The following is a 26986-nucleotide window of genomic DNA, read 5'->3' on the forward strand; positions in this document are numbered from 1 at the left end:
TTTTTTTTTGAGATTAGTTACATTCAAAAAATGGCTATTAATTCTTCACATTTCATTAGATTATGATTATTTGACTAAAGCTTCTATAGTAGCAAATTTATGATCTCCAGATAAGTCTGGAGGCAATTCAAAAATAAAATTTTTATAAAAATTTGGTTTTTGATGAATTGCCAACATCTTTAGATGTTGGTTTGTTTATAGGTACTCGTAAAGGCTTTAGCCAAATTTTTCATAAATGCTTAAACCCAAATTTGATTATAAATTCATCATATTCTTCTTGAAATGTTTTCTTTTTATGATGCTCTTCTTGGTTCTTAATATAATCTCGAACTTTATCTACAATAGATTCTGAAACTGAAACTGAAAAATATTCATCCTGCCATTCAAATCTATCTCTTGTTAATTGATTTTTATTAATCCAATATGAAGATTCACCTTTTAAAAGTTGTATTGTTTTCTGAATTGTTTGATTATTTCCTAATGAAATTAAGCAGTGACAATGATCAGAATGCCCGCTAATAAAATCAAGATAAATTTCTTTCTTTAATGCATTTTCTTTTATGTGATTCCAGACTTTTTGGCGAAGATCAATTGTATTTAAAAAAGGGAATCTATTTTTGGTACTCCAAACACAATGAATATAAATTTTTGTAAAAGGCATGTAATAAATAATTTCAATTAGAAATTCAAAGCTATGAACTTTAAAACTTAAAAGAAAGTTATTTCTTACTTATACCAGCGCTTTCAAAACTGGCCATTTCATTTAAAAAAGCCTCAGCCGATTTTAAAATTGGGAATGCTACTGCGCAGCCAGTTCCTTCTCCCAAACGCAAATCAAGATTTAAAATAGGTTTTGCTTCTAAATAATTTAGCAATTCTGAATGTGCTTTTTCGGCAGAACAATGGCAAAAAATAGCATTTTGATTGATGTTCGGATTTATTTTGGAAGCAATTAAATATGCCACAGTACAAATGAAGCCATCAACTAAGATTAGCATTTTATTTTCAAAAGCTGCTAGCATTCCGCCCGCCATTTGAAGAATTTCAAAACCTCCAAAATAGGAGAGTTGTGTCATTAATTCGGTTTGACCAGAATAATTATCTAATGCTTTTTTAAGTACATTTTGTTTTAAAAGCAGTTTTTCGTTTTCAACTCCAGTTCCTTTTCCGATACATTCTTCAATTGGAAAACCTGTTAAAAGACTCATTAAAACAGAAGCTGTCGAGGTGTTTCCAATTCCCATTTCGCCAAAACCGATACAATTTGAACCAGATTCTGCAATGTTTTCGACAATCGATTTTCCTTTCTCAAAACACAATTGCACTTCAGATTCGCTCATTGCAGGAACGTGCAGAAAAGACTGCGTTCCTTTGGCAATTTTTGCATCGATTAATTTTGCATTAGTTGGGAAATCATAATTTACGCCTGAATCTACAATTGATAATTCGATATTATTCTGATTGCAGAAAACGTTTATAGCAGCACCGCCGTCTAGAAAATTATTGACCATTTGTCGTGTAACATCTTGCGGATAATCACTTACGCCATGATTTGCAATTCCGTGATCGGCTGCAAAAACTACGATATTAGGTTTTACGATTTTCGGATTTAAAGTTGCAAAAACCGTTGCCATTTGAAAAGCTAATGCTTCTAAAGTTCCCAAAGAACCAACAGGTTTTGTTTTCGAATCTATTTTGTCTTGCAAAAGAGTATAGAAATCGGCTTTATTTTGGATTTTGTTTTCTGATTTTAAATCAAATCCAGGAACATTTATTGACTTAATTTCTGTGATTTCAGTACAGATCGGAGCTTCCGATTTCTGTTTCCAATGCAATTGCTGCAGCATTGGCTGATTGTTGTAATTGGTTGCTGGTTTCCCAATGCAGAAATAGCCAAGCGGTTCTATATTTTCGGATAAATCGAGAATTTTTTTAAACTGATAATAATTTAGAATCGAAACCCAACCCATTCCATAGCCTTGTTCTGTTAGCGAAAGCCAGATATTCTGTGCCGCACAAACCGAACTGAATTTTACGGCTTCGTTACTGCCAATTGTCCCAATAGTAAACTGATTTAGAACCGAACGATCGTAAGCAATAACAAGTCCGATTGGAGCTTCTTCAATTGCCTCTAATTTTAGGGATTTATATAATTCTTTCTGCTCAGGATTATCTGTAAGTTCTTCGGCTTTTTTGTTGTAATCTAAAAAGAGGTTTTTAATAGAGCTTTTAACTTCATGCGATTTAATGAGATAATATCTTGTTGCATCGGTTAGTCCTACAGAAGGTGCCCAATGTCCAGCCTGTAAAGCTTTCTGGATTACTTCATCCGGAACTTCATCTGCTGTAAAATGTCTTGTGTCGCGGCGTGATTTTAATATATCGTCTAAATTGCTCATTTCTTTAAATTCCAATTTTTTAAATTCCAAATCTGAAAATGGAAAGATTCTAGTAAAGGTAAAGCATAGCTTTGAAATTTGGAGTTTAAAACTTGGAATTTCGTTTTAATTTATTGGAATTTGGAAATTTTTGTATTGGAATTTATCCTTTTATTTTAACCGGAATTCCAGAAACCATCAGCACAACTTCGTTGGCATTTGCAGCAAGAAATTGATTCATCCAGCCTTGAAGTTCAACAAATTTTCTTCCGATATGCGTTTCTGCATGAACGCCCATGCCGATTTCATTTGTTACAATAATGATATTAGCATTTTCGTCTTTTGCAATAGCAAGAAATTCTCTTTTAGCTTCTTCCAAGCTCAAAGCCACATCATTTTTATTATCTATAAAAAAATTAGTTAGCCAGAGCGTTACACAATCAATTAGAGCAGTTTTTTCAGAAAAGTCAATTTCACTTAAATATTTCTCTTTTTCAATATTTGTCCAATGTTCGTCTCTTTCCTGCTGATGGCGATCAATTCGATTTTGAAAATCAGCATCCCATTTTCGAGCCGTTGCTACATATATAGGAGAGTTGGAAAGTTCTAAAGCAAGTTTCTGCGCATAACCGCTTTTTCCTGAACGTTCACCGCCAGTTACCAAGTAAATCATTATGTATAATGGTTAATTATTAATTGTTAGTTGTTAATTTTTTTACTTCTGATTGCTTTTTGGAAGTTTTAAGGATGCTAGTTATTAATTTTAGTATTGTAATAGCATCATTATAAATGTTTTTAAATTCTTTTTCGTTGAGATAATCAGTGGCTTTTAATAATTCTAGCCAATAGACAGTTTCATTAGCTTCTTTTTGAGCAATTGCAAACTTATGAATAAAATCGCTTTTACTCTCAGCATGTTCAGCTTCTCGAATCATTGCGCCAACACTAGTGCCAGATCTTAAAAGTTGCTTCGCAAGAATAAATTCTTTTTTATCATTATTTAAATACTGATATAGTTTGACAATTCTTATAGCGAAATCAAAACTTTTATCTCGAACAATATTATTTTTCATAATTTACAATTAATAATTAATACGGGCAATGTCGGCAGTTATTCCCGCAGCAGGTTCCTCTTTTTAGATGAAACCAGGTTTTAAAAACATAATTGCCATTTTCGATATAATAGTCAATTCCCTCAATTAAATTATCTGTTTTGGGTAAAAGCATAGCTTTATTGTTAAGCGCTTTTTTTGGAGTTAAGGTTTCGATATAAGCATCAATTTTATCTTCGCACGCTTCTTTAAAGCATACAGGGCAAAGGCAATCGCCTCCTTCTGAAAGATTGAAAATAGGTGGGTAATCATTACACCAGCACTTATTTTCAGGTGAAGTGTCACCGCACGAAAAAGCGGTCTCACAACTGGAGCAGATTTTTGTTTTTGGTACACTCATCAAATAAAAGGCTATTTGTTTAAATTTGTACGAATAAAGGTAAACAAAAAAAATAGAAATTGATTTACCTTTGTTGCCATACAAAACATAAAATATGAAATATTTTTTCCATAAATTACCAGTCGTTTTTTTACTTGTTTTAGTAATTAGCTGTAAAAAAAATGAAACGCAAACTATTGTAAAATCTGATGTTTCGACAGAAAGTATTGAATATGCTTCTGGTCTTTCGATTGTAAAAAAAGATGGCTATTCGATTGTAAATGTGGTTAATCCGTGGCCAAATGCTAAGGAGAAATTTACTTACATTTTAGAGGAAAAAGACTCACAAATTCCAGACAGCTTAAAAAAATATCCTGCGATAAAAGTTCCATTAGAAAGTGTTGTGGTAACTTCAACAACAAATATTCCTTTCTTAGAAATGCTGGAAGTTGAGAATAAATTGGTCGGATTTCCACACACAGATTACATTTCTTCAGAAAAAACACGAGCATTAATTGATAAAGGTTCTGTGAAAAACGTTGGACAAAATGAAAAATTGAACATCGAACAATTAATAGAATTGTCGCCAGATTTGATTGTTACTTTTGGTGTCGATAATAATAATCCGATGTTGGATAATTTGAAAAAAAGCGGCCTTAAAGTGCTTATTCAAGGTGATTGGATGGAACAGTCTCCGCTAGGAAAAGCAGAATGGATTAAGCTTTACGGCGCTTTGTTTGGAAAAGAAGACAAAGCAAAAGAGCTTTTTGATAAAATCGTAGAAAGCTATAATCAGGCAAAAAAACTGGTTGAAGAGAAACCTGCAACATCAAAGGTGCTGTATGGTTCTATGTACGAAGATGTCTGGTATGTTGCCAAAGGAAATAGCTGGGTAGCGCAGTTTATGAAAGATGCAAAAGCTAATTATTTATGGGCCGATTTGAAAGGAACTGGAAGTGAAGGCTTGTCGTTTGAGAAAGTTTTAGATAAAGCGAAAACGGCTAATATCTGGATTGCTTCAGGATCTTTTAAAAGTTTAGATGAATTACAAAAAGCAAATCCGCATTACTCAGAGTTTGATGCTTTCAAAAATAAAAGTGTATATAATTTTGAAGGAAAGATGGGAGCAACAGGAGGAACAGTTTATTATGAATTGGCACCAAGCCGTCCCGATTTAGTTTTAAAAGATTATATCAAGATATTTCATCCGGATCTATTGGCGAGCTACGAATTTACCTTTGCATCAAAACTGAATTAAATTGGCGAATAAAAAAAGAAATACCATTTTATTTGTCGTATTGACTTTTGGACTTTTTCTAATGTTTTTTGCAAGCATTAGTTTAGGGTCGGTTACAATTCCGTTAAAAGATGTTTTTGCAAGTTTAACTGGAGGTCAAGCCACAAAATCAACTTGGGAATATATTATCATTAATTATCGTCTTCCAAAAGCCATTACTGCAGTTTTGGTTGGAACGGGACTTTCAATGAGCGGACTTTTAATGCAGACTTTGTTTCGAAACCCGCTTGCAGGGCCCTATGTTTTAGGCTTAAGTTCTGGTGCAAGTCTTGGAGTTGCTTTTGTGATTTTAGGTGCAGGATTTCTGCCATCTTTTTTGAGTGTAATTGCATTGTCTTCTTACGGAATTGTTTTGGCGTCTACTTTAGGAAGTACATTGGTTTTATTTTTAGTTTTAGTCGTTTCGCAACGATTGCGAGATACAATGGCTATTTTAATTGTGGGTTTAATGTTTGGAAGTTTTACCACCGCAATCGTCAGCGTCCTAACATATTTTAGTACGGCAGAACAGCTTCAGAAATTTACTTTTTGGTCTATGGGAAATCTCGGAAATCTTTCTTGGACAACTATTGTAATTTTAACTTTCTGTGTTGGAATCGGATTGCTTTTAAGCGCCAAAAGTATTAAACCATTAAACGCCTTGCTTCTTGGAGAAAATTATGCCAAAAGCATGGGATTGAATTTTAAACAGGCTCGATTAATAATCATATTTGCAACGAGTATATTATCAGGAGCGATTACAGCATTCGCGGGACCAATTGCTTTTGTTGGTTTAGCGGTACCTCATATTGCAAAGCTGACTTTTCAAACAAGCAATCATACTATTTTGTTTTGGAGTACTTTATTTTTTGGTTCTATAATAATGCTATTTTGTGATATTGTTTCGCAAATGCCAGGTTTTGATGTCACGCTTCCAATAAATGCTGTTACGTCTATAATTGGTGCGCCAGTTGTTATTTGGCTTTTGGTTAGAAAAAGAAATTTTCAATAATTTTTTGCCACAGATTAAAAAGATTTGCACAGATTTTTTTTATCATTTTAATCCTTTAATCTGTGGCTTAAAAGAAAAAAAACTTAGAATCTCAGCATCTTAGTAACTTAGAATCTCAAAAAAATGAAAAACATCTTAACAGCTTCGAATCTAAATATTGGATACAAATCCAAGAAAGGTGTTACGACTATTGCTGAGAACCTTAATCTTAGTCTGCAAGCAGGTAAATTAATTACTTTAATCGGAGCAAACGGAATTGGAAAGTCAACTTTATTACGAACGATTACAGGAATTCAGAAACCTTTATCTGGGAAAGTATATTTGAATGAAAGAAATATATCAGACTATCAGCCTTTAGAACTGGCACAAAATCTAAGTTTGGTTTTGACCGAAAAATTGCCGCCAAGTAATCTTTCCGTTTTTGAATTGGTTGCTTTAGGTCGCCAACCTTATACCAATTGGGTCGATAAATTGTCTGACGAAGATGTTCTAAAAGTTCAGGAAGCAATGAGTTTGACACAAATCGAACATTTAGCTTCAAAAAAACATTTTCAAATTAGTGATGGACAATTGCAGAAAGTTCTAATTGCAAGAGCTTTGGCGCAAGATACGCCATTAATTATTCTAGATGAACCTACAACACATCTTGATTTACTGCATAAAGTTTCCTTATTTAAATTGTTAAAGAAACTAACACAAGAAACTCAAAAATGTATATTGTTTTCTACACACGATATCGATCTGGCTATTCAATTAAGTGATGAAATGATTATGATGACGCCAGAAAGGATAGTGCAAGACCAACCGTGCAATTTAATCTCAAACGGAAGTTTCAGCAATTTGTTCAAAGACGAACATATTGTTTTTGATGCTGAAAAAGGGAAATTTATTGTGAGTTAGTTTTCAGGAGCTAATCCTGCTGTCCGCTATATCTTTTGTGGCGAACGCCGCCACAAAAGGATGCCGCTTCCATCAGGGCTAGAAGTCCCGTTTTCAGAAGAAGCTTTTTCGATTAAACGGTTACAAATAAACGATTAAACTTTCTTCAGTCCAATCTGTCTTTTCGCTTCGCCAACCACAAAAGCAACAGAATTAGCAATATTAAAACTGCGAATAAGCGGTGACATCGGAATCGTTAAATGATTTTCGAATCTTGCCATAAATGCTGCACTCAAACCAACGCTTTCTTTTCCGAAAACCAACCAGTCACCATCTTGAAATTCATTTTCTAAATAGGATTTATCAGAATGCGAACTCATTAAAAATACACGTGATTGATCTGGAATCTGTGCAATCCATTCGTCCACATTTTGATATTCTGTTACATCAAGATGAACCCAATAATCCAATCCAGAACGTTTTAGGTTCTTGTCATTAATTACAAATCCGAAAGGATGAATTAAATGAAGTCGGCTTTCTGTGCCTACACACAATCTGCCGATATTTCCGGTATTATTTGGTATTTCAGGTTCTACAAGAACAACGTTTAACATCTTTTTTTAGTTATGAATTATGAGTTATGAGTTTTGAAATTATCTAATTGTCACATTATCTAATTATCTAATTGAAAATCGGAAACTTCCAAAACTTCACCTGCTTTTAGGTTTTGCAAATATACATTTCCTATTCGAACGCGAACAAGACGCAAGGTTGGAAAACCAACTGCAGCAGTCATTTTTCTGACTTGACGAAATTTTCCCTCTCTTAATGTGATGGATGCCCAAGAAGTAGGGCCATGACGTTCGTCCCTAATTTTTTTGGCTCTCGCACCAAAATCAGGAATTTCAGTTACAATGAAAGCTTTGCAGGGTTTTGTTTTGTATTTTCCGCCTTCAAGTCCGATTTCTACACCTTTTTGCAATTGTTCTATCGCTTCGGGAGTAATTAATCCGTCAACCTGAACGTAATATTCTTTGTCGACTTTTTTGCTTCGTACAAGTTCACTCATATTTCCATCCGTTGTCAAGAGGAGCAAACCTTCAGAATCTTCGTCCAATCTTCCAATTGCCATTGTTCCTTCTGGAAAATTGTACAATTCGCCCAAAAGCTTTTTCTTTCTTTTTAATTCATAAATAAATTGGCTTAAATAGCCGTAAGGTTTAAAAAGAATGAAGTGTTGGTGCATTTTTAATTTTTTGCAAAGATAGTCTCTTTCTTAGAACTAAATCTTATAACTGTTTTTCAGATTTCATTTTTTTCAGCCATTGGTACACAAACCAAATTACGGTTATAGCAAAAATGACAATTAAAACAGAATAATAGTTTTGGAAAAATTCATGAAAATAACTTCCGATTAAAATATAAATAGAAGCCATACATAATTTGATTGGGATAAATTCGGCATTAGACCAGCTAGTTTTGATTTTGAAGAAGTTCATAATAATTAAGGTTGTTAAGTTGCTTTGAATAAAGGTAATAAATAAAAAAACAGATGGCAATTATAAAAGAAAAGCAATGTCAAGTCATAATTTTTTCGCAGTTAGAATTCGTAATATTATAAATTCAATGTAAAAAGAATAATGTCATGGAAACAAATAATTTAGGAACAAAAAAGATAAACGGGACGCAGAAAAATATTGATGAATCTAAAGGTAAAAACATCTCGCATGATGAAGAGTTAAAAGATGCAAAATTGAATAGAGAATTGGTAACCGATGCAAATGGCGATAAAAAGATTGTAGAACGCGCTCGAAATGAAAATGAGGATATTAATAAAACGCCTCATCAGATAAGTCCAAATAATCCAAATGCAAATCGCGGAGTAGAAACAGAGGAGGAGGCAAAGAAAACAGTAGAGAATAAAGACCGCAATTCTGATATAACGCCAAATCGATATCCAAATTCAAATCCAGAAAGTCATAAAGATCGTGGGAATATGAAACTAGATGAAGACGAATAAGACAATACAAAATTTTAAGTAAAATAGAGTCAATTTAATGTCAAATAACATAAGATTAGCGCTTCGCGTTAATGTTATTGTAAACTCCTTTTAAAGCTTCTGTATCGGTTGATATCTTCGTAAATTAGAGGAATCAATTTAAAACATATACAAAATGGCACTTTTAGAAAATAAAGTAGCTTTTGTATCTGGTGGAGGATCTGGAATCGGACGCGCAGTTGCAAAAGCATACGCTCGAGAAGGAGCAAAAGTAGTAGTAGCTGATATAAATGTAGAACACGGTGAAGAAACCGTAAAAATGATAAAGGATAAGGGTGGTGAAGCTTTTTTCATAAAAGGAGACTCGTCAAGCGCAGCTGACAATAAGCACATGGTTGAGGTGACAGTTTCAAAATATGGTCGATTAGACATTGCCTGTAATAATGCAGGAATGGGCGGGCCGGCAAAACCAACTGGCGAATATGAGCCAGAAGCGTGGGATAAGGTTATTGCCTTAAACTTAAGTGGCGTTTTTTATGCCTGTCGTTACCAATTGGAGCAAATGGAGAAAAATGATGGAGGTAGCATTGTAAATATTGCTTCAATCCACGGACAAGTTGCCGCGCCAAATAGTGTTGCGTATACAGCAAGTAAACATGGTGTGGTTGGTCTGACAAAAAATATTGCAGTAGAATATGCGCAGAAAAATATTCGCTGTAATGCTGTCGGACCAGGTTATATTGAAACAGCACTTTTAAAAGATAATTTAAATAAGGAAATGATGCAGGCCGTCGCAGCAAAATCTGCGATGAATCGTTTAGGAACAGCAGAAGAAGTTGCCGAGCTGGTAGTTTTTCTAAATTCTGATAAATCATCATTTACTACAGGAAGTTATATTATTGCCGATGGTGGTTATACCGCGGTTTAATATTTGTTAGAGAATACTATTTTGAATTAGTGAAAAGCAGTAAGCGAAAGTTTACTGCTTTTTTTATATAAAAACCCTAGTATTTGTAGGAAATACGGAGTTTTTTTTGTGCTGTTTGGATAGGTGTATGTTTAAATTATGTGTAAAAGAATGTTCTTTTTATTGGTTTTATTTTGTTATATTTAATGTAAAAATAAGTTTTGATGAATAATATTTATAAAATTTCAAACATTAAGTTTATGGTTTTATAATATTGGCTTAACTTTAAAGAAGATAAATTTGAACTCTAAAAACTCTATTCTTTAACATATGAAAAAACTCTACTTTTCGCGCCATCTTTTGGCTCTTTTATGTTTTTTTTGCCTTTTTTCTGGTAATCTTTTTGCTCAGATTACAATAAGAACTTCACTTCCTATAAAAGAAGAATTTAATGATTTAAATGGTGGTACTTCTGTAACATATCCACTTGGATTTCAAGGATGGACCGCAGGAAATACAAATGGTTCTGGTATTACAAATTATGTTACATCTGGTGTAATTATAGCAGATAAAGCTTTAACGGCTGGAGGAAAAGCGAATTCTGGTACAGGAAATGTTTATAATTATGATGGAAAAATTGGTTTTCTAAATTCTGGAACTAATGATTATGCAATTGGTCTTGCTTTTTCAACAGAACAAAAAGCAAGTATTGAAATTCAATATGATGCTTTAGTAATTCGTAATCCGTACGGTACAGTAAGTGGTTCAACTACAAGTTCTCGTATCAATGAATTTGCTTTACAATACCGAGTTGGTACTACGGCAGATTTTGTAACGTTGTCTGATACTTATTTTCGCAATAATACCACCCCACGCATGGATGAAACTACGTTACCACAAAGTAGTCATATAACAGTAATGTTACCTGCGGAATGTAATAATCAACCTGTAGTTCAAGTGCGATGGATTTCTAGACAAATTTCTGGAGGAGGTTCTCGTCCAGCTTTTGCCATTGATAATGTTGATGTAAAAGTTTTTAGCGATCAAGATGCGCCAATTAATGTTACCGGCTATCCAAAGGTTACTAATATCTTAGCTGATAGTTTTGACTTTATCAGTAAAATAAATGAGAAAGGAAAAACATATTATGTGTTATTGCCTAATGGTAGTGCAACGCCAACAATTGCACAGATAAAGGCAGGACAGAATGCGGAAGGAGCTTCAGCCTTACAATTTGGTTTTTTAGATATTACAGATCCTACTCAAGAATATGTAAAGAGTTTTGCTGGATTGAATTTAAATACCACTTACTCTGTTTTTTCTATTTCAGAAGATTCTTATAATAATGCACAAATTGCAGTAAGTAAATTAGATGCTACTACTGCTATTGCGCCAGTTTTATCGACCACAATAGCGTCTTTAGATTTAGGAGCCTCAGAAGCAAATTATGATTCAAAAGTTTTAAGTTATCAAGTTGGAGCAACAGATTTAACACAAGATGTTGTCTTAACAGCATCAGCAAACTTTGTAATATCTAAAGATAATGCCACGTTTGGATCTTCTATTACTTTTGCATTAGCCGATTTTGCATCAAATGCAACACCAACAGTTTATGTAAAATTCACTCCAACTTCAGTTGGAAGTTTCACAGGTTCAATAACTCATGAAACAGCAGGAGGCACAACAAAAATAGTTAGTCTGTCTGGAAGCGGAACAAACCCATATATACAAGGTTTTAATGATCCAAATGTTTTAGCAAATAGCGGATGGTCACAATACAATGAGGCGGGACCTTTGAATAAATGGTCACACACTATTCTGTCACGTAATGTTAATTCAGGAACTGGTGCGGTTTTAATAAACGGATTTTCAGAAAATGGAGCAAGCAAAGATTGGCTGATTTCTCCGAGATTACGTTTAGATAATTTTAGTCAAATTCCATTATTATCTTTTAACTCTCGTCAATTTTATAATGGACCATCTTTAAAATTAATGGTTTCTACAGATTATGATGGAGTAAGCGCGCCAAATACAGCAACATGGATAGAATTAGATGGTAAATTCCCTGGAAATATAGGAACTTATACAAAATCGCAGTATATAAACTTAACAGCTTATAAAACAGATCACACTTATTTGGCTTGGGTTTACGAAACAGCTTCGGGAGGAAGTGGTAATGCAGCAGAATTCTCTTTTGATGACTTTGCTATTACAAATGAATCGCAATACGTAGATTCAAATCCGATTTTAGATTTCGCAGATGTAAGTCCAAATTCAATTACTGCCAGTCAGTCCTTTATTTTCAGAGCTGCAGGTTATGGCGATATTGCTATTGACTCTCCAGCTTCGTACCAATTGTCATTTGATAATACTTCATATACGTCAAGTATTGTTGTTTCTTCAGCCGATGCTTTAGCAGGAAAAACAATTTATGCAAGATTTGCGCCAACCACAAAAGAACCAACAATTTCTGGAGTATTAACAGTAACAGGAACGTCTCTGAATAAACAAATTGGTTCATTTACAGGATCTTCTATATTAAAATCAGAAACTTTTGATGTGGTTACTTATAATCTAGACTTTTTTGGTTCAGATAATCCTAGTAACGGACCCATAGACAATGTCTTGCAAATTGCAAATGTGGCAAAAGTGATGAATAAATTAAATGCCGATGTATATGTAGTTCAGGAAGTTTCTAGTGATACAGCCATAGACGATTTAATTCAAAAATTAAATATCAACGGTAAAACATTTGAGAAAACTACCTCGCCAATTTGGTCGTATTCTTGGGATCCAACTTCAGATCCAACTTTTCCGCCTCAAAAATTAGTAGTCATTTATAATACTCAAACGGCTACATTGAAAAAAACTCGAGTAATGTTTAAAGAGTTTTACGATGAATTGGTTGCAGGAACTAAAACTCTAGCCAATTATCCTTTGCCTGCAAGTAATCCGCCAGTGCACCCAAGTTCAGGATTTTTCTCTTCAGGTCGTTTGCCTTATATCGTAACTTTAGAAACTAATCTTAATGGAGTTAAAAATGAAATCAAACTGATAGATGTTCATGCTCGAGCAAACAGCGGATCTGATATGACAACTTACACAAGACGTAAGTATGATACGCAAGTTTTTAAAGACAGTTTAGATGCTCATTATCCAAATGATAATTTAATTATTTTGGGAGATTATAACGATGATGTGAAAAAATCAGTTTTTGGTACAAACAATCCTTCGACTTACGAAAACTTTGTAACAGATACAAGCAATTATAAAGCACTAACTTTAGAAATAAGTCAGGCCGGTGCTTTTAGTTTTTTAAGCTCAGGCGGGTTTTTAGACCATATTATGATTTCTAATGAATTATTTGATCAATATATAGATCAGTCAACTGCAGTTTACGATCCAAGAAATGATATTCTAAATTATACCACAACCACTTCAGACCATGGTCCAGTAATTGCTCGTTTCCAATTAAAACAAGACGTGCTTTCTACGCCAGATTTTGGAACGAAAAATAAATATTTCGTAAAAGCTTATCCAAATCCTGCGACAGATGTTTTGAGCTTTGATATCAAAACAGCAACGCAAGGAAGGGATCTAAAAATTAGATTATATGATTTTAATGGTCGTGCGATTGGAAATTCGATCAATGTTAAAAATGAATCCGAAGTTAGTACAGCAGTTGTTGCTGTTGGAAATCTAGTTTCTGGAGTTTATTTCTACACGGTTACAGAAAATAATAAAGTGATTTTTAAAGATAAAATCATCAAGAAGTAAAATAGATTATAAAACAGAAAAGGCAGTCATTTTAAGACTGCCTTTTTTATATAAATACTTTCTTCAATTCCTCTAACTCAATATTACTTTGATCTGAAAAGCTGAAAAAATAATCCAATTGCCATTTTTGTGTTTTCTGAGCCTGTTTACTTGTAGTTGCATCCCAAGGCGGATAAACTCTTGTGGCTCTAATTCCTTCTTTGCTTTGAGTAGAAAAAATACCTTTTTCTAATAATGTTTTTTTAGGAAAAATAAACTGTCCCCAATTTTGGTCTTTTCGAACAGTCACAATTACAAAATCGATAGTATCTGTATAATCAAAAGGTTCAATCGTTCCCGTTTGATTTCGTTTCCATAAAGTAACAAATTGCCCCGTTTTGGTTGGGGTAATTTTGGCTTCTCTATAACAAATATTTTTACTGTTTATCTGAAATCGAAAGGCACTATATTCCTCACTTTCGCTTTCCTTTTGTAAAGAAGTCATCTGCAAATCTGCTTTATCAAAAACACTTTCTTTGCTCAATACTAAATCAGCTGAGCCAATGGTAAAATTCATAAAAAACTATTTTAAAAATAGTTTGAAAATTACTACAAATTTACTTTAGAAATTAACATTCAGACCAAAATTTAATCCCCATTGGAACTGGTTGAAAGACTGACTGTTTAATGGATTGATATAATAATTTACAGTAGGTTCAACAAAAACATTTGTCTTTTTATACACGCGATATTGAACCGTACTGCTCAAAGTAGAACCATACACATAATCATTGGCATTCATATTCTCTCCAATCGAATGTCCGTCTAGAGCTACGTTGTTAGAAATTAATTTACCTACAAAACCACCAGTATTTAAGTTAATGCTCGCTTTATTTTTATTAAAAACAGAATAAGAAACCTCAAGAGGCATTTCTACATATCTTAAATTCTGATCCAATTTACCAGTTTGCACATTTTCATTTTTCAAAGCTTCTTTTGTGCTATTTGAAATAAAAAGATAACCTTGGCTTGACGGGTCTGCCGAAACAACTGGACTGTTATTACTATCAGCATTTAGAGTTCCAGGATTGAAAAAGGCATTGCTTTTGGCGCTTAAATACGATACATTGGCAACACTCTGCCCTAATTCACTAATTTTTAATCCAGAACCTACAGCCCATTTTTTATTAATGCTATATTTAGTTTTTACTCCGTAAGAATTAGATTGTTTCGAATCGTTTACGTTGCCTAAGGTCTTTTCGTTTTTAGTATTTTCAGAATTTGCCACACCTGCAAAAACAGCAACGGCCCATCTTTCATTTTTGTTGATTAGATTGTCTTTTTTCTCTTTTTCTTCTTTTTTCTTTTCCGGGGTTAAAATTCCTTTTTCTAAATTCTGAAGTTCAGCAAGTTGCATAGAGTCTGTTTTGCTCAAACCGTTAGTGATTTTCAGATCGTCTTTTATGATAACGGCTTTATCAGTTCGCTTATTCTCAGTTTTACCTAAAACGGCGTTGTTTGAGTTAGATGCGCTACTTTGTGTAAAAGGGTTATTATTTGCAGCATATTCCCCCTGATTGGTAAAAGCTATATTTTTACTGTTTTTCGCAGTAAGCTGTTCTTCAAAAATAGAATTTGAAAGCTGTTTTTTTGCTGTCGAATTAAATTTACTTTGTTTTCCAAAAGCAATTCTTTCTTCGGAAATACCTTTATTTGAAGATCTTGTATTATTTTCTAAAATAGATTTTTTAGAAGATTTTACAATTGATTTTTCTTCTGATGAACCAGAGTTTTGATAAGCAACAGATTGGTTTGCTGTATTTGCTGGAACCACAACATTAGATTTAGAATCTCTTTTACTGGTTTTGTTCTCAGAGTTTGTTTCCACTACAGAAGTTTCTTGAACTTGAATTTGCGATTCACTATTGAACTGATTCTTCGGAGAATTTTCGTTTAACGAATCTATTGCTTTTCCAGTATTTTTATTTCGATTTGAATCTTTTCCAGTATGAACGTTATTTGTTTTTTTGTCAATAACAACGCTGTTTGTATTGTTTTCTAAATTGCCGTTGTTGAGGTTTGTATTTTCAGAAGAAGCAGTAAAATGTAAAATTGAAGGCAGAAGCAACCCTAATAATAAGCATGCAGCAGCCGACCACCAAAGAACAACTCTCTTCTTCTTTTTAGGTTTGTCTAATTTTTCTTCAATCTGACTCCACAATTCTGGAGGCGGAACACTCGAAAAGTCTTCCATTGATGAAAAAATATCTTCTATTTTTTGCTTCTTCATGCTATCTTAAAATTTTTTATGCTCAAAATTCGCTTTTGTAATATGTGTTTGGCGCGATTTAAATTTGATTTTGATGTTCCTTCGGAGATTTTTAATAGTTCGGCGATTTCTCGGTGTTTCATTTTCTCAAATACATACAAGTTAAAAACCGTTCGATATTGATCTGGTAAATCCCTAATATACTCCAGAAGTTTTTCCTGTTCGATCGGAATAGCTTCCAGTTCCTCTTCTTCCACAAAATCCGTATCGGGATCAAAAACATCTAAAAAGAAACTCTCTTTTTTCTTTTTGTTTAAAGTCTCAATGAGTTTGTTTATAAAGATTCGTTTTAGCCATCCCTCAAAGCTTCCTTCAAATTTATATTGGCTTATTTTCTGAAAGGCAATTACAAATGCTTCCTGAAAAACGTCTTTCGCATCATCTTCGTTCTTCATATATTTCAAACAAATACCATATAAAACAGGAGAGAACAACTGATAGATTTTCAGTTGTCCCTCCCTGTCATTTTTCATGCACAGTTTGATATATTTTTCTAACTCGTCTTTCAAGAAATGGTTCAAATTTGATTTTGCAAAAATAGTTTTAAATAGCTTACAAAACTATCTTTTAAAAATAGTTCGAGTACCGTCTTGACTGTTGCTTACAATTGTTAGATTTTGATTGTCAAGGTTTTCTATTACGTAGGTTTTGCCTTCAAACGTAATTAAATCATGTTCCGACTGATCAAAATATCCTTTTCCCTTTTCTATCTGATACGCACTATTTCTAATCTCTACATTGTTTTTATAAGTAATAATCCTTCCGTCTTGGGTGAAAATAATTTTCTTAGTAAATCCGATTGTTTTGGGTGTAGCTACATAAGGATTATTAGAACCCCCAATAGATTTTTCCCAAGTCCACGTATTTATAAGTGATCCTGCAGCTTCTGTAGAAGTATTAACAGAAATCATTGATGTAAAAAGAAAGCAAATAATAAAAGATAAAAAGAGTTTCTTCATGATAGAATTATTTTAAACTTGTAATTTTTTCTTGAATTGTTTTTTTGAAAAGTTTTATTTCTGAACTTTGATCTTCAGTGTCATTATTGTCGATATAAACTTTAGTGGTACTTGCGCCTTGACGAAGTTCAAAATAAATTCCGCCTTGATCTGTTGCATCTGGAGTACCATACGTTTTTGTTTGTCCTTTTAAAGCTAAAATTTCAGCAGGAACACTTTTTAATAATAAAGTATATTCGCCTCTCTTAATTGTTGGAGTATATCTATATTGTCCAAAATCATATTGATTAGCACCAACGTTTAAGAATTTTAAAGTATTAAAATCGTTAATCTGATAGAATTTCTGGCAGTCAGAACTTAAACATTGGTTATTGAAACTTCCAATAATCATCGCGTCTGCAATTTCTACTGTTTTGTTAAAAATCATTCCTTTTGATGTTTTCGGAATCAAAACAAAATCATAAGGATAAGTAGGAGCTTGGGTTACGTTTTCACCTTCAGCAGGAGTTTTTTCGTAGTAATTAACAACGATCTCGCAATTGTTTTCTACAATCGAAGTAATTTTGATGGCATATCCGCTTGTAGGTTTAGCGCCTGCAAAAATTCCAACTAGATATTCTTTTGTAAAATCAATATTAGGGTCACTTGCAACTGGACAGTTGTTCTCATGTTTTGTAAAAAACTCTTCCATTTTTTCTTGAGATACAATAACAACAGCAGCAGGATTATTAGGCATTGATTTTACATTATAATTACATGCGAACGGAAAGCCAGTAAAATTTACAACTGTATTAGCTCCACAATCTACATATTTATTTCCATCATTGAGAGAACAAGCACTGAATCCAAAGGCTACAAACAAGCCAAGCATTAATTTTTTCATAATCATTTTAATAGGTTTATATCTTAGTAGATTATGGTTTTAAAAAAAGGTTGCGTTGAGGTGGAACTTTTTTCAAAAAAAATAAAATGTTGGTTTAGTTGGATTTGAAAATGAATTAGTGAAATTTCCATTTTAAAAACTAAGCACTACGTATTATTGCGTACTTTTACGTAAAATTAACTTAGTTATGTCTGATTATTTACCGTTTTTACTAGGCTTTGTTGTTGCACTTTTTATTGGAATCTACGTAGGGAGAACGCTTTCTGCGTCAAAATTTAATTCTGAAAAGGCCATTTCTGAGGAAAGAGTGAATGCTTTAAATGGACAATTGCAAATGCTGAAAGAGCAATTTGAAAACGAAAAAAATAATTTTCAGAAACAATTACAGTTGAGTATTTCCGAGAAAGAAAATATTAGGACAGAGAAAGACAGTCTTGCAATTCAGCTTTCTAAAAAAGAAGTGGATTTTGAAAATTTATGGGAACGCCATAAAGAGCAAAAAAGCGAAATCAACGAACTTCAAGAAAAATTCACCAAAGAATTTGAAAATCTTGCCAACAAAATCCTGGAAGAAAAATCGGCTAAGTTTACCGAACAAAATACCGTGAACATGAAAAATATCCTGACGCCTTTGCAGGATAAAATTCTTGTTTTTGAACAAAAGGTTGAGCAAACTCATAAGGAAAGTATCGATTATCATGCAGCGCTTCGTCAGCAGATTATTGGTTTGAGCGAAATGAACGCGCAAATGAGCAAAGAAACTTTAAATCTTACTAAAGCATTAAAAGGCGATAGTAAAATGCGGGGAAATTGGGGAGAATTGGTTTTAGAACGTGTTCTAGAAAAATCAGGACTAGAAAAAGGAAGAGAATACGAAGTACAGCAGAGTTTTACAAATAGTGAAGGAAACCGCGTTTTGCCAGATGTGGTCATTAATCTTCCCGACGGTAAAAAAATGATTGTCGATTCTAAAGTTTCACTTTCGGCTTACGAAAAATGGGTAAATGAAGAATCGGAACTTTTAAAAATAGAATTTCTTAAAGAGCATGTTATTTCTATAAAAAGGCATGTGGAGCAGTTAGGAAGTAAAAATTACCATGATTTATACCAAATGGAAAGCCCAGACTTTGTGTTGCTTTTTATTCCTATGGAACCTGCTTTTGCCATTGCTTTAAACGAAGATCCATCTTTATACACCAAAGCTTTTGACCGAAATATTGTTATTGTAACACCAAGCACACTTTTGGCTACATTGCGAACTATTGACAGTATGTGGACCAATCAGAAACAGCAGGAAAATGCTTTTGAGATTGCAAGACAAGCGGGAGCTTTATATGATAAATTTGAAGGTTTTGTGTCCGATTTAGTCCGAATTGGAAATAAAATAAAAGACACCAAAACAGAATATGAAAGCGCCATGAATAAGCTGGTTGACGGAAAAGGAAATCTGATTTCGAGCGTAGAAAGATTGAAAAAAATGGGAGCAAAAGCAAAGAAATCGCTTCCAGACAATATTATTGCAAGAGCGATAAATTCAGATGAAAATGAATTATTGAATTAGAAGAGGAAAGAAGTAAGAGGCAAGAGAAAAAATATAGAATACAACTAATCAAAAAATACCAAAAACAAAAACATGAGTACAGATTTTAAACCCGTTTCATCATCAAAAGTTAGTATATCAGAATTAATGCTTCCTTCGCATACCAATTTTAGCGGAAAAATTCACGGAGGATATATTTTGTTATTATTAGATCAGATTGCGTTTGCATCGGCATCAAAATTTAGCGGAAATTATTGCGTAACGGCTTCTGTAGATACGGTAAACTTTCTAAAACCAATTGAAGTAGGAGAGTTAGTGACGATGAAAGCTTCTGTAAATTATGTTGGAAGAAGTTCGATGATCGTAGGCATTCGCGTAGAAGCCGAAAATATTCAGACTGGCGTAATCAAACATTGTAATTCGTCTTACTTTACAATGGTTGCCAAAGATAAAGACGGAAAAAGCGTTCCAGTTCCAGGATTGATTTTATCCAATTTAGAAGAAGTGCGACGTTTTAGAAAAGCAATAAAACATATTGAGGTTAGAAAAGAAGTAGAAGAACACGAAAAATTGACCAATATAAATTCGATTGAAGATCTAGCGAGTTTAGAAAAATATAATGTCCTTCTAGAAATCAGCTAAATTTTCTTATATTTATTTGATACACATTAAATAGTAGAAATTATGGTCAAGTTTGGATATACAATTTTATATGTTGAAAATGTCGAAGAATCTATTGCGTTTTATGAAAATGCTTTTGGGTTCTCGAGAAAATTTATCACGCCAGATGGTGATTATGGCGAATTAAGCACAGGAGAAACGACACTTTCATTTGCATCAAAAAAGCTGGCTTCTCAAAGTTTGAAAGACGGTTTTATTGAAAGCAGTTTAGAAAATAAGCCTTTTGCAATAGAAATTGGTTTCATTACAGATAATGTTCCGGAAGTTTTACAGAAAGCAACTTCTTTTGGTGCGGTTATAGTTTTAGAACCTGTAGAAAAACCTTGGGGACAAATTGTAGCTTATGCAAGAGACTTAAACGGATTTTTAATTGAAATTTGCACAGAAGTAAAAGGTTAACGACTAATTTTTTTAAATGAATTACATACAAAGCAAACCTTATTTTGTGTTTTTAGGATTAATAGTAGTTCTTCTACTATATGGGTTTTATAAAGGAAATCAAACAGTTTCAATCAATATTCATGATACGTATTTTGTTATTTCTTGGAAACATTTAATGATTCTTATTTCTTTTATTTATGGAATATTGGCTTTAATTTATTTTGGTCTTTTGAAACTAAATTTTGGTTTAATAAATTGGATGACTGTTTCTCATATTTTAATAAGCGTAATAGGTTTGTTTGCGGTTTTGGTTTTGCCTAAATTTATAAGAGAAAGTATTCCTGGCGATATGGTTGGACTTTTAGAAGACATGAGTTTTAACCAAAGAATAGAAATAGGAATAGTGATTTTCATTTTTGCATTATTTGGTGCACAGCTTTTATTTTTTATCAATGTAATTTATGCATTAGTAAAAAGAGTATTTTAGTCTTTTTTACCTCTCACGATTCTCTTTTCAGAAGAAAAAAAATTCACAAATATTTAGCATTAATCTCAGAACTTGGCGTTGAGAAATTTCGTAACTTTAAGTGTAATTATTGGGTTACGGAATTTTTTCACTGAGTATTGCCGTTCTATTTTTCAGATTAATTAAAAGCTGAATTTTTTATTCTCTGTTGGTCAGAATAAATGGAATGACATAATTGTTTAAATGTAGACGATTATGAAAACAACTACCTTATTATTTTTACTTTTTACTGCTTTTTCTGTTATTGCCCAAGACAAATTTTTTACTAATACAGGGACAATTAATTTTGAAGCCTCTGTTCCTATGTTTGAGGAGATTAGAGCAGTAAATAGACAAGTAGCTATACTTTTAGAACCTAAAACAAGTACTTTTATCTGTACTGTTGTCATCAAAAATTTTCGTTTTAAATTGGATCTCATGCAAGAGCATTTCAATGAAAATTATATGCAAAGCGATCGTTATCCTAAAGCAGTATTTAAAGGGAAGATTGAAAAGTTTGATTTGAAAGATATTAATGAGGTTGAAAAGCAATATCAGATAAAGGGGAAATTGAATTTACGAGGCAAATCAAAAGAAATTATTGTGAATGCTTTGATTAAAAGAGTGCCGGAAGGAATTCAGGTTATTTCAGATTTCCCAATTGAAGTCTCCGATTTTAATATTCAGATTCCAACTCCTATAGCGGCCAAAATTTCAAAAACAGCTAATACAGAACTGACGGGCATTGTTCGAAGTGAAGATACTATGCTTACTTTAAAATAAAATTATTTGATACAGCTGATAAGTGTTTTTTCTAAATCAGTAAACTGAAATTCGAAACCTGCTTTCTGAATTTTTTCCGAAGAAACACGTTGTCCAGTTAAAACTGCTATGCTCATTTCGCCCAATAAAATCTTTAGTACAAAAGGTGGAACATTAGGAAGCCAAATAGCATAATCAAACAATTTAGCGAATGTTTTAGAAAATCGGGCATTAGTTGTGTTGTCTGTTACACAAGCGTTGTAGGCGCCTTCTAGTTTTGTGTCTTCAATACTTTTTAAGTAAATCTGGCATAAATCTTCAACATGAATCCAAGGGAGATATTGTTTACCCGAACCCAATACCGCGCCAAAACCCGATTTAAAGGTCGGAATCATTTTTTTTATAAAACCTTCTTCTTTTCCAAAAACGATACCAGTTCTAATTTTGACCGTTCGAATGTTTAAAGAATTCATTTTATCAGCAGCATTTTCCCATTTTTGACAAGTGATGCCTAAAAAGTCATTTGCTGGAGCCGTGTCTTCGGTACAGATTTTATGACTGGTTACAGCACCATAAATACCAACCGCCGATGCAGAAACAAATGCGTCTAGTTTTTTATTGTTGTTTTCCAAAACTGAAAAAATCATTTCTATAGGTCTAATTCGGCTTTCAAGAATAGCTCTTTTTCGTCTTTTAGTCCATCTTTTTTCGACGATTCCTTCTCCTGCAAGATGAATAATGTAGTCGGCATTTAGGACAGCATTTTTATCAATGTAATTTTTTTTGATATCCCATTTGTAGTAAGTGACTCTCGGAGTATTTTCTCTGTCTGAACGGCTCAAAACAGACACAGAAAATCCGGCTTCGATGAGAACATCTGTTAAATGTTTTCCAATGAAACCGCTTCCGCCTGTTAATAGAACATTTTGAGCCATAATAGTTTATAATATATTTAACAGTATATAGTGTTTAAGGATTAGTAAAGGTACTTAAACAATGTTTACCTTTATGGCAAATTCTAAATTTTAATAAAATGGCGACTAAAAAAAAGGTAATTACCAAAGATGATATCGTTTCAAAATATATGGAAGAGGTTCTGGAAAAAGGTCAAAAACCAAAATCGGTTTATCATTTTGCCAAAGAAAATGATTTTACAGAAGCCGAATTTTATGCTTTTTTTGGAACATTAGAAGGTTTAGAAAAAGAAATATTCCGACTGTTTTTTGAAAACACAGTTAATCTTCTTTATAAGAATGAGGAATATCAGGGATATGACATGAAGAATAAAATGTTGAGTTTTTATTTTACTTTTTTTGAAATCCTGACTGCCAATAGAAGCTATGTTTTACAATCGCTTAAAATGGATAAAAATCCGATTAAAAATTTAGTTCAGTTAACTACGCTTCGAAATAGTTTTAAAGAATATGTTGCTGAAATCCTGACAGACGATTACAGATTGGAACAGGAAAGATTTCAAAAATTTCAAGAAAAAGCCATTCAGGAATCTTCTTGGGTGCAATTAATGATGACAATCAAATTTTGGATGGAAGACGAATCTCCGGCTTTCGAAAAGACAGATATTTTTATTGAAAAATCTGTTAATGCTTCGTTCGAATTAATGAATGTTGCGCCAATGAATCATTTGATTGATTTCGGGAAATTTTTGTTTAAAGAAAAAGTATACAGCAGATAATGAAAACAATCGATTATATTCCAACCTCAAAAATAGAACGAGCAGGAAAATTGGTTCAAACAGGTGCTAAAATCGGTGTAAACTATGTAAAACATTATGCCGAAAAAATGGTTAATCCAGATTTGAGCCGTGACAAACTAAACGAGAACAACGCCGAAGATATTTATGATGGACTAAAAAGCTTAAAAGGAAGTGCGCTTAAAGTGGCTCAAATGCTAAGCATGGATAAAAACTTTCTTCCGCAGGCTTATGTAGAAAAGTTTTCGTTATCGCAATTTTCTGTTCCGCCACTTTCTGCACCTTTGGTTTTAAAAACATTCAAAAGCAATTTTGGAAAAACACCTTATGAAATTTTTGACGAATTCAATCCAAATTCAGTAAACGCGGCAAGTATTGGCCAAGTGCATTTGGCAAAAAAAGGCGATAAAAAACTGGCGGTTAAAATTCAATATCCAGGTGTTGCCAATAGCATTTCTTCTGATTTGGCTTTGGTGAAACCAATTGCAATTAGAATGTTTAATCTGCAGGGAAAAGATTCTGATAAATATTTCAAAGAAGTCGAAGACAAACTAATTGAAGAAACTAACTATTTGTTGGAATTGAAACAAAGCCAAGAAGTTGTTGAGGCTTGCAGTAAGATTGAAAACATCACTTTTCCGAATTACTATCCAGAGTTTTCATCAGAGAAAATCATTACGATGGATTGGATGACTGGAATTCATCTTTCGGAGTTCACAGCAAAAAACACCGACCAAGAAGCAGGCGATAAATTGGGTCAGGCGCTTTGGGATTTTTATATGTATCAAATTCATGTTTTAAGAAAAGTGCATGCAGATCCGCATCCAGGAAATTTTTTGGTTGATGATCAAAATCAGTTAATCGCTTTAGATTTTGGCTGTATGAAACAAATTCCAGATGATTTCTACACTCCGTATTTTGAGTTGATTAATAAAAATGTCATTACAGACGAGAAGCTTTTCAATCAGAAATTATTTGAATTGGAGATTCTTCGTCCAGATGATACACCAGCAGAAATAGAATATTTCACCGAAATGTTTCATGATTTATTGTCTCTTTTTACAAAACCTTTTCAAAATGAAACTTTCGATTTTGCCGATGAAGAATTCTTCAACGCAATTGCCCAATTAGGAAAACGTTTTTCAGAAGATACAAATCTCAAAAAAATGAACGGAAATCGTGGTTCTAAGCACTTTATTTACATGAATCGCACTTTCTTCGGTTTATATAATTTAATGTTTGATTTGAAAGCGAAAATCGTTGTGGAGAATTATATAAAATATTAGGGTTTTTGTTTCAAGTTTCAGGTTTCAAGTTGGCTGAACTTTAGATATAGAACTTTGTCAAAGTTTAAAACTTTGACAAAGTTTTTTTGTTTAGTTTGTGATCCTGAGGAACGAAGGATCACAAACGTAGCTCAACAAAGATTATCGATTCTGATTGTGGAGTTTCTAGTGTGTGATCCTTCGTTCCTCGGGATGACAAAAATGAGTATAAATCTGCTTAATCTGCGTGAAACAAAATTAAGCATCCAGTGTAAACCTGAAACTTGAAACCTGAAATAAAAACTTTATTTTAAAATCCCAGCCTTGTAAGTAGAAATCGCACGATCTCTAGCAAAAGCATGATCAACCATAGGTTCATTATAACCAAAATCAAATTCAGGTATCCATTTGCGGATGTATTCTCCTTTTGGGTCAAATTTTTGCTGCTGAATTTCGGGATTAAAAACTCTGAAATAAGGCGCAGCATCGCATCCTGTTCCTGCCGCCCATTGCCAGTTTCCTACATTTGAAGCTAATTCGAAATCTAGAAGTTTTTCTGCGAAATAAGCTTCGCCCCATTGCCAGTTAATGAGTAAATGTTTGCATAAAAAACTCGCCACAACCATGCGAACGCGATTGTGCATGTATCCAGTTTCATTCAGCTGACGCATTCCAGCATCGACCATTGGATATCCGGTTGTTCCAGAACACCAGCGTTTGAAATCTTCTTCATTATTTCGCCATTGAATTCCGTCGTAATTGGATTTGAAGTTATGATTGACACAATTCGGGAAGCTAAAAAGAATCTGAATAAAGAATTCTCGCCAGATTAATTCGCTTAAGAATGTCTGATTTTTTCGGTTTGCCCAGTTTACTAATTTTCTAATACTAACAGTACCAAAACGTAAATGTGGTGAAAGATAAGAAGTGCTGTCCAAAGCTGGAAAATCTCTTGTTTCTTTGTAATTTGCGATTTGTGTTAAGTTATGTGGTTTTACTTTTATGGAACTTCTTTCAAAACCAATTTCTTTTAAATCAGGAAAGTTAAATTGAGTTTTTGAAAAATTAGATTGAAAAGGCTTGATGTCATATTCAGGAGCAGAACCCGAAAAATGGTATTTCTCTAGCCATTTGTTTTTATAAGGCGTGTAAACGGTATATGGAAGTCCGTCGGCTTTTGTGATTTCTTTTTCTTCGAAAATTACATGATCTTTAAAAGAAAAAGATTTAATGTTGTTTTCTTTTAATAACGCAGTTATGGCTGTATCACGCTTGATGGCAAAAGGTTCATAATCTTTATTAAAGAAAACGCTTTGAATGTCAAATTCTTCAATTAACGATTTCCAAACTTCTGTAGTTTTTTCTTTTTTGATTAAAATCGAAGAATCAAGTTTATTTAATTCTGAATTTATTTTTTCGAGTGAATCATAAATGAAAGTTACTCTGGCGTCATTTTTTGGAAGATGTTCTAGAATATCATCGTCAAAAATGAATAATGGAACAACAGGAAGATCCGATTGCAAAGCATGGAATAATCCAGTATTGTCTTCTAAACGCAAATCACGTCTAAACCAAAATAAAGCAACTTTTTGTTTTGTCATTGTTTTTGTTTTTTTGCCACAGATTAATGGGATTTAAATGATTTTTTATTTTCTGGACTGTTTTTCTCAACACATAGAAACATAGATTTGTTTTTCTTTTAAAAAGAGTTTAGAAAGAAACTAGTTTCTTACACATAGCTATGTGTATTTATGCAAGTGAAACGTCTTTTTTCCCAATCTAAATCTATGTTTCTATGTGTTTAAATTTTATTTTAATCTGTGTTAACCTGTGGCTTACTTTTTAGAATTAAATAATTCTTCGATTTTATTAAATCTATAATCGAAAATGCTTTTCAATTTGTTTTTTACAACCAAGCGGTTCATGATTCTTCCTAGAATTCCAAATGGGAGAGCGTAATGAACAACGTCTGTCATTTTGGTTCCTCCATCTGGTGTTGGTTCAAAAAAGTGTTTGTGATGCCAAAGTTTATAAGGCCCAAATTGCTGAATGTCTACAAAATACTCATTTTCTTGACAAGCAGTAATTTCGGTAACCCAAGACATTTTGATTCCGAAAAGCGGTTTTAAAGTGTAGGTAATAATTTGTCCATGATACATACGTTTTCCGTCGTAATCCTGAATTTGGAAATTCATATTATCGAGTGTAATAGTTTGAAGGTTTTTTGGACTTGAGAAAAAATCCCAGCAATCTTCAACACTTGCATTTATATGCTGTACGGTTACTATTTTGTATAATTTCATAATCAAATTGTTCTTGAAAAATGCTCAAA

At 33.0% G+C, this 26986-nt stretch carries 29 protein-coding genes; 13 read left to right on the plus strand and 16 right to left on the minus strand.

What is annotated here, in order from left to right; genetic code table 11:
- Positions 1 to 229: 229 nt before the first annotated feature.
- The 5 genes from AAYQ05_RS21480 to AAYQ05_RS21500 all read right to left on the minus strand — a co-directional run bounded on the left by AAYQ05_RS21480 (position 230) and on the right by AAYQ05_RS21500 (position 3830).
- Positions 230 to 661, minus strand: coding sequence for a transposase (locus AAYQ05_RS21480; RefSeq protein ID WP_343545298.1), 432 nt, complete (start codon positions 659 to 661; stop codon positions 230 to 232).
- Positions 662 to 719: 58 nt separating this feature from the next.
- Positions 720 to 2399 (minus strand): nicotinate-nucleotide--dimethylbenzimidazole phosphoribosyltransferase, encoded by a 1680-nt coding sequence (gene cobT, locus AAYQ05_RS21485; RefSeq protein WP_343545299.1) that lies wholly within the window; start codon positions 2397 to 2399, stop codon positions 720 to 722.
- 142 nt (positions 2400 to 2541) lie between these two features.
- Positions 2542 to 3051 (minus strand): bifunctional adenosylcobinamide kinase/adenosylcobinamide-phosphate guanylyltransferase, encoded by a 510-nt coding sequence (gene cobU / locus AAYQ05_RS21490; protein ID WP_343545300.1) that lies wholly within the window; start codon positions 3049 to 3051, stop codon positions 2542 to 2544.
- Between the two features lie 19 nt (positions 3052 to 3070).
- A complete protein-coding gene (locus AAYQ05_RS21495; protein WP_177212276.1) occupies positions 3071 to 3451 on the minus strand; it encodes a four helix bundle protein in 381 nt (126 codons plus the stop codon).
- 16 nt (positions 3452 to 3467) lie between these two features.
- Positions 3468 to 3830 (minus strand): C1orf53 family protein, encoded by a 363-nt coding sequence (locus AAYQ05_RS21500; RefSeq protein ID WP_343545301.1) that lies wholly within the window; start codon positions 3828 to 3830, stop codon positions 3468 to 3470.
- 94 nt (positions 3831 to 3924) lie between these two features.
- On the opposite strand from AAYQ05_RS21500, the gene AAYQ05_RS21505 reads away from it, so the two are divergent.
- The 3 genes from AAYQ05_RS21505 (at position 3925) to AAYQ05_RS21515 (ending at position 6997) form a co-directional block, all read left to right on the plus strand.
- Entirely contained in the window at positions 3925 to 5067 is a 1143-nt protein-coding gene (locus tag AAYQ05_RS21505) for an ABC transporter substrate-binding protein (protein WP_343545302.1), read from the plus strand.
- A 1-nt stretch (position 5068) separates the two neighbouring features.
- The gene (locus AAYQ05_RS21510; protein ID WP_445709722.1) at positions 5069 to 6097 is read left to right on the plus strand and encodes a FecCD family ABC transporter permease; all 1029 of its coding nucleotides are present in this window, start codon (positions 5069 to 5071) and stop codon (positions 6095 to 6097) included.
- 123 nt (positions 6098 to 6220) lie between these two features.
- On the plus strand, positions 6221 to 6997 hold the full coding sequence (locus AAYQ05_RS21515; protein ID WP_343545303.1) for an ABC transporter ATP-binding protein: 777 nt from the start codon (positions 6221 to 6223) through the stop codon (positions 6995 to 6997).
- A gap of 134 nt (positions 6998 to 7131) precedes the next feature.
- Here the strand turns inward: AAYQ05_RS21515 and AAYQ05_RS21520 are convergent, their stop codons facing one another.
- From AAYQ05_RS21520 to AAYQ05_RS21530, 3 genes are read right to left on the minus strand one after another with little or no spacing between them, the layout of a single operon-like run.
- Positions 7132 to 7590 carry a tRNA (cytidine(34)-2'-O)-methyltransferase gene (locus AAYQ05_RS21520; RefSeq protein WP_343545304.1) on the minus strand — a complete coding sequence of 153 codons (459 nt, stop codon included), beginning with the start codon at positions 7588 to 7590 and terminating at the stop codon, positions 7132 to 7134.
- Positions 7591 to 7649: 59 nt separating this feature from the next.
- A complete protein-coding gene (locus AAYQ05_RS21525) occupies positions 7650 to 8222 on the minus strand; it encodes a pseudouridine synthase (RefSeq protein WP_343545305.1) in 573 nt (190 codons plus the stop codon).
- A gap of 43 nt (positions 8223 to 8265) precedes the next feature.
- Complete coding sequence (locus AAYQ05_RS21530) at positions 8266 to 8475, minus strand: hypothetical protein (protein WP_343545306.1); 210 nt, start codon at positions 8473 to 8475, stop codon at positions 8266 to 8268.
- A 146-nt stretch (positions 8476 to 8621) separates the two neighbouring features.
- Here AAYQ05_RS21530 and AAYQ05_RS21535 point away from each other — a divergent pair, with 146 nt between their 5' ends.
- The 3 genes from AAYQ05_RS21535 to AAYQ05_RS21545 all read left to right on the plus strand — a co-directional run bounded on the left by AAYQ05_RS21535 (position 8622) and on the right by AAYQ05_RS21545 (position 13659).
- Positions 8622 to 8996 (plus strand): hypothetical protein, encoded by a 375-nt coding sequence (locus AAYQ05_RS21535; RefSeq protein WP_343545307.1) that lies wholly within the window; start codon positions 8622 to 8624, stop codon positions 8994 to 8996.
- Between the two features lie 154 nt (positions 8997 to 9150).
- Complete coding sequence (locus AAYQ05_RS21540; protein WP_343545308.1) at positions 9151 to 9903, plus strand: SDR family NAD(P)-dependent oxidoreductase; 753 nt, start codon at positions 9151 to 9153, stop codon at positions 9901 to 9903.
- Positions 9904 to 10212: 309 nt separating this feature from the next.
- Positions 10213 to 13659, plus strand: coding sequence for a T9SS-dependent choice-of-anchor J family protein (locus AAYQ05_RS21545; RefSeq protein ID WP_343545309.1), 3447 nt, complete (start codon positions 10213 to 10215; stop codon positions 13657 to 13659).
- A 46-nt stretch (positions 13660 to 13705) separates the two neighbouring features.
- On the opposite strand, the gene AAYQ05_RS21550 is transcribed toward AAYQ05_RS21545, so the two are convergent.
- From AAYQ05_RS21550 to AAYQ05_RS21570, 5 genes are all read right to left on the minus strand, one after another.
- A complete protein-coding gene (locus AAYQ05_RS21550) occupies positions 13706 to 14215 on the minus strand; it encodes a MepB family protein (RefSeq protein ID WP_343545310.1) in 510 nt (169 codons plus the stop codon).
- Between the two features lie 45 nt (positions 14216 to 14260).
- The gene (locus AAYQ05_RS21555) at positions 14261 to 15928 is read right to left on the minus strand and encodes a hypothetical protein (RefSeq protein ID WP_343545311.1); all 1668 of its coding nucleotides are present in this window, start codon (positions 15926 to 15928) and stop codon (positions 14261 to 14263) included.
- Positions 15925 to 16440 carry an RNA polymerase sigma factor gene (locus tag AAYQ05_RS21560; RefSeq protein ID WP_343545327.1) on the minus strand — a complete coding sequence of 172 codons (516 nt, stop codon included), beginning with the start codon at positions 16438 to 16440 and terminating at the stop codon, positions 15925 to 15927. The genes AAYQ05_RS21555 and AAYQ05_RS21560 overlap by 4 nt, the downstream gene beginning before the upstream one ends.
- Positions 16441 to 16527: 87 nt before the next feature.
- Positions 16528 to 16926 (minus strand): hypothetical protein, encoded by a 399-nt coding sequence (locus AAYQ05_RS21565; protein ID WP_343545312.1) that lies wholly within the window; start codon positions 16924 to 16926, stop codon positions 16528 to 16530.
- 7 nt (positions 16927 to 16933) lie between these two features.
- Positions 16934 to 17809, minus strand: a complete 876-nt coding sequence (locus tag AAYQ05_RS21570; protein WP_343545313.1) for a protease complex subunit PrcB family protein — start codon at positions 17807 to 17809, stop codon at positions 16934 to 16936.
- A 187-nt stretch (positions 17810 to 17996) separates the two neighbouring features.
- On the opposite strand from AAYQ05_RS21570, the gene AAYQ05_RS21575 reads away from it, so the two are divergent.
- From AAYQ05_RS21575 to AAYQ05_RS21595, 5 genes are all read left to right on the plus strand, one after another.
- On the plus strand, positions 17997 to 19370 hold the full coding sequence (locus AAYQ05_RS21575; protein ID WP_343545314.1) for a DNA recombination protein RmuC: 1374 nt from the start codon (positions 17997 to 17999) through the stop codon (positions 19368 to 19370).
- Between the two features lie 72 nt (positions 19371 to 19442).
- Positions 19443 to 19991 (plus strand): acyl-CoA thioesterase, encoded by a 549-nt coding sequence (locus AAYQ05_RS21580; RefSeq protein ID WP_177212290.1) that lies wholly within the window; start codon positions 19443 to 19445, stop codon positions 19989 to 19991.
- A gap of 42 nt (positions 19992 to 20033) precedes the next feature.
- Positions 20034 to 20429, plus strand: coding sequence for a VOC family protein (locus tag AAYQ05_RS21585; RefSeq protein WP_177212291.1), 396 nt, complete (start codon positions 20034 to 20036; stop codon positions 20427 to 20429).
- A gap of 16 nt (positions 20430 to 20445) precedes the next feature.
- On the plus strand, positions 20446 to 20898 hold the full coding sequence (locus tag AAYQ05_RS21590; protein ID WP_343545315.1) for a hypothetical protein: 453 nt from the start codon (positions 20446 to 20448) through the stop codon (positions 20896 to 20898).
- Between the two features lie 234 nt (positions 20899 to 21132).
- The gene (locus AAYQ05_RS21595) at positions 21133 to 21699 is read left to right on the plus strand and encodes a YceI family protein (protein ID WP_177212293.1); all 567 of its coding nucleotides are present in this window, start codon (positions 21133 to 21135) and stop codon (positions 21697 to 21699) included.
- Between the two features lie 2 nt (positions 21700 to 21701).
- On the opposite strand, the gene AAYQ05_RS21600 is transcribed toward AAYQ05_RS21595, so the two are convergent.
- Positions 21702 to 22613: a TIGR01777 family oxidoreductase gene (locus AAYQ05_RS21600; RefSeq protein WP_343545316.1), complete on the minus strand. Its 912-nt coding sequence runs from the start codon at positions 22611 to 22613 to the stop codon at positions 21702 to 21704.
- Between the two features lie 98 nt (positions 22614 to 22711).
- Between AAYQ05_RS21600 and AAYQ05_RS21605 the strand changes: the two genes are divergently transcribed.
- Both AAYQ05_RS21605 and AAYQ05_RS21610 read left to right on the plus strand, forming a co-directional pair.
- A complete protein-coding gene (locus AAYQ05_RS21605; protein ID WP_343545317.1) occupies positions 22712 to 23371 on the plus strand; it encodes a TetR family transcriptional regulator C-terminal domain-containing protein in 660 nt (219 codons plus the stop codon).
- Positions 23371 to 24675: an ABC1 kinase family protein gene (locus tag AAYQ05_RS21610; protein ID WP_343545318.1), complete on the plus strand. Its 1305-nt coding sequence runs from the start codon at positions 23371 to 23373 to the stop codon at positions 24673 to 24675. Before AAYQ05_RS21605 ends, AAYQ05_RS21610 begins: the two co-directional genes overlap by 1 nt.
- A gap of 284 nt (positions 24676 to 24959) precedes the next feature.
- Here the strand turns inward: AAYQ05_RS21610 and AAYQ05_RS21615 are convergent, their stop codons facing one another.
- On the minus strand, positions 24960 to 26255 hold the full coding sequence (locus tag AAYQ05_RS21615) for a cryptochrome/photolyase family protein (RefSeq protein ID WP_343545319.1): 1296 nt from the start codon (positions 26253 to 26255) through the stop codon (positions 24960 to 24962).
- 234 nt (positions 26256 to 26489) lie between these two features.
- On the minus strand, positions 26490 to 26957 hold the full coding sequence (locus AAYQ05_RS21620; RefSeq protein ID WP_343545320.1) for an SRPBCC family protein: 468 nt from the start codon (positions 26955 to 26957) through the stop codon (positions 26490 to 26492).
- Positions 26958 to 26986: the final 29 nt, after the last annotated feature.

It is taken from the genome of Flavobacterium movens (assembly GCF_039581425.1).
Taxonomy (GTDB): domain Bacteria; phylum Bacteroidota; class Bacteroidia; order Flavobacteriales; family Flavobacteriaceae; genus Flavobacterium; species Flavobacterium luteolum.

What these genes read in the sequence shown, in the direction of transcription:
- AAYQ05_RS21480 (WP_343545298.1), bottom strand. Translation starts at nt 661, where the DNA reads ATGCCTTTTACAAAAATTTATATTCATTGTGTTTGGAGTACCAAAAAT.
- cobT (WP_343545299.1), bottom strand. Translation starts at nt 2,399, where the DNA reads ATGAGCAATTTAGACGATATATTAAAATCACGCCGCGACACAAGACAT.
- cobU (WP_343545300.1), bottom strand. Translation starts at nt 3,051, where the DNA reads ATGATTTACTTGGTAACTGGCGGTGAACGTTCAGGAAAAAGCGGTTAT.
- AAYQ05_RS21495 (WP_177212276.1), bottom strand. Translation starts at nt 3,451, where the DNA reads ATGAAAAATAATATTGTTCGAGATAAAAGTTTTGATTTCGCTATAAGA.
- AAYQ05_RS21500 (WP_343545301.1), bottom strand. Translation starts at nt 3,830, where the DNA reads ATGAGTGTACCAAAAACAAAAATCTGCTCCAGTTGTGAGACCGCTTTT.
- AAYQ05_RS21505 (WP_343545302.1), top strand. Translation starts at nt 3,925, where the DNA reads ATGAAATATTTTTTCCATAAATTACCAGTCGTTTTTTTACTTGTTTTA.
- AAYQ05_RS21515 (WP_343545303.1), top strand. Translation starts at nt 6,221, where the DNA reads ATGAAAAACATCTTAACAGCTTCGAATCTAAATATTGGATACAAATCC.
- AAYQ05_RS21520 (WP_343545304.1), bottom strand. Translation starts at nt 7,590, where the DNA reads ATGTTAAACGTTGTTCTTGTAGAACCTGAAATACCAAATAATACCGGA.
- AAYQ05_RS21525 (WP_343545305.1), bottom strand. Translation starts at nt 8,222, where the DNA reads ATGCACCAACACTTCATTCTTTTTAAACCTTACGGCTATTTAAGCCAA.
- AAYQ05_RS21530 (WP_343545306.1), bottom strand. Translation starts at nt 8,475, where the DNA reads ATGAACTTCTTCAAAATCAAAACTAGCTGGTCTAATGCCGAATTTATC.
- AAYQ05_RS21535 (WP_343545307.1), top strand. Translation starts at nt 8,622, where the DNA reads ATGGAAACAAATAATTTAGGAACAAAAAAGATAAACGGGACGCAGAAA.
- AAYQ05_RS21540 (WP_343545308.1), top strand. Translation starts at nt 9,151, where the DNA reads ATGGCACTTTTAGAAAATAAAGTAGCTTTTGTATCTGGTGGAGGATCT.
- AAYQ05_RS21545 (WP_343545309.1), top strand. Translation starts at nt 10,213, where the DNA reads ATGAAAAAACTCTACTTTTCGCGCCATCTTTTGGCTCTTTTATGTTTT.
- AAYQ05_RS21550 (WP_343545310.1), bottom strand. Translation starts at nt 14,215, where the DNA reads ATGAATTTTACCATTGGCTCAGCTGATTTAGTATTGAGCAAAGAAAGT.
- AAYQ05_RS21555 (WP_343545311.1), bottom strand. Translation starts at nt 15,928, where the DNA reads ATGAAGAAGCAAAAAATAGAAGATATTTTTTCATCAATGGAAGACTTT.
- AAYQ05_RS21560 (WP_343545327.1), bottom strand. Translation starts at nt 16,440, where the DNA reads ATGAAAAATGACAGGGAGGGACAACTGAAAATCTATCAGTTGTTCTCT.
- AAYQ05_RS21565 (WP_343545312.1), bottom strand. Translation starts at nt 16,926, where the DNA reads ATGAAGAAACTCTTTTTATCTTTTATTATTTGCTTTCTTTTTACATCA.
- AAYQ05_RS21570 (WP_343545313.1), bottom strand. Translation starts at nt 17,809, where the DNA reads ATGAAAAAATTAATGCTTGGCTTGTTTGTAGCCTTTGGATTCAGTGCT.
- AAYQ05_RS21575 (WP_343545314.1), top strand. Translation starts at nt 17,997, where the DNA reads ATGTCTGATTATTTACCGTTTTTACTAGGCTTTGTTGTTGCACTTTTT.
- AAYQ05_RS21580 (WP_177212290.1), top strand. Translation starts at nt 19,443, where the DNA reads ATGAGTACAGATTTTAAACCCGTTTCATCATCAAAAGTTAGTATATCA.
- AAYQ05_RS21585 (WP_177212291.1), top strand. Translation starts at nt 20,034, where the DNA reads ATGGTCAAGTTTGGATATACAATTTTATATGTTGAAAATGTCGAAGAA.
- AAYQ05_RS21590 (WP_343545315.1), top strand. Translation starts at nt 20,446, where the DNA reads ATGAATTACATACAAAGCAAACCTTATTTTGTGTTTTTAGGATTAATA.
- AAYQ05_RS21595 (WP_177212293.1), top strand. Translation starts at nt 21,133, where the DNA reads ATGAAAACAACTACCTTATTATTTTTACTTTTTACTGCTTTTTCTGTT.
- AAYQ05_RS21600 (WP_343545316.1), bottom strand. Translation starts at nt 22,613, where the DNA reads ATGGCTCAAAATGTTCTATTAACAGGCGGAAGCGGTTTCATTGGAAAA.
- AAYQ05_RS21605 (WP_343545317.1), top strand. Translation starts at nt 22,712, where the DNA reads ATGGCGACTAAAAAAAAGGTAATTACCAAAGATGATATCGTTTCAAAA.
- AAYQ05_RS21610 (WP_343545318.1), top strand. Translation starts at nt 23,371, where the DNA reads ATGAAAACAATCGATTATATTCCAACCTCAAAAATAGAACGAGCAGGA.
- AAYQ05_RS21615 (WP_343545319.1), bottom strand. Translation starts at nt 26,255, where the DNA reads ATGACAAAACAAAAAGTTGCTTTATTTTGGTTTAGACGTGATTTGCGT.
- AAYQ05_RS21620 (WP_343545320.1), bottom strand. Translation starts at nt 26,957, where the DNA reads ATGAAATTATACAAAATAGTAACCGTACAGCATATAAATGCAAGTGTT.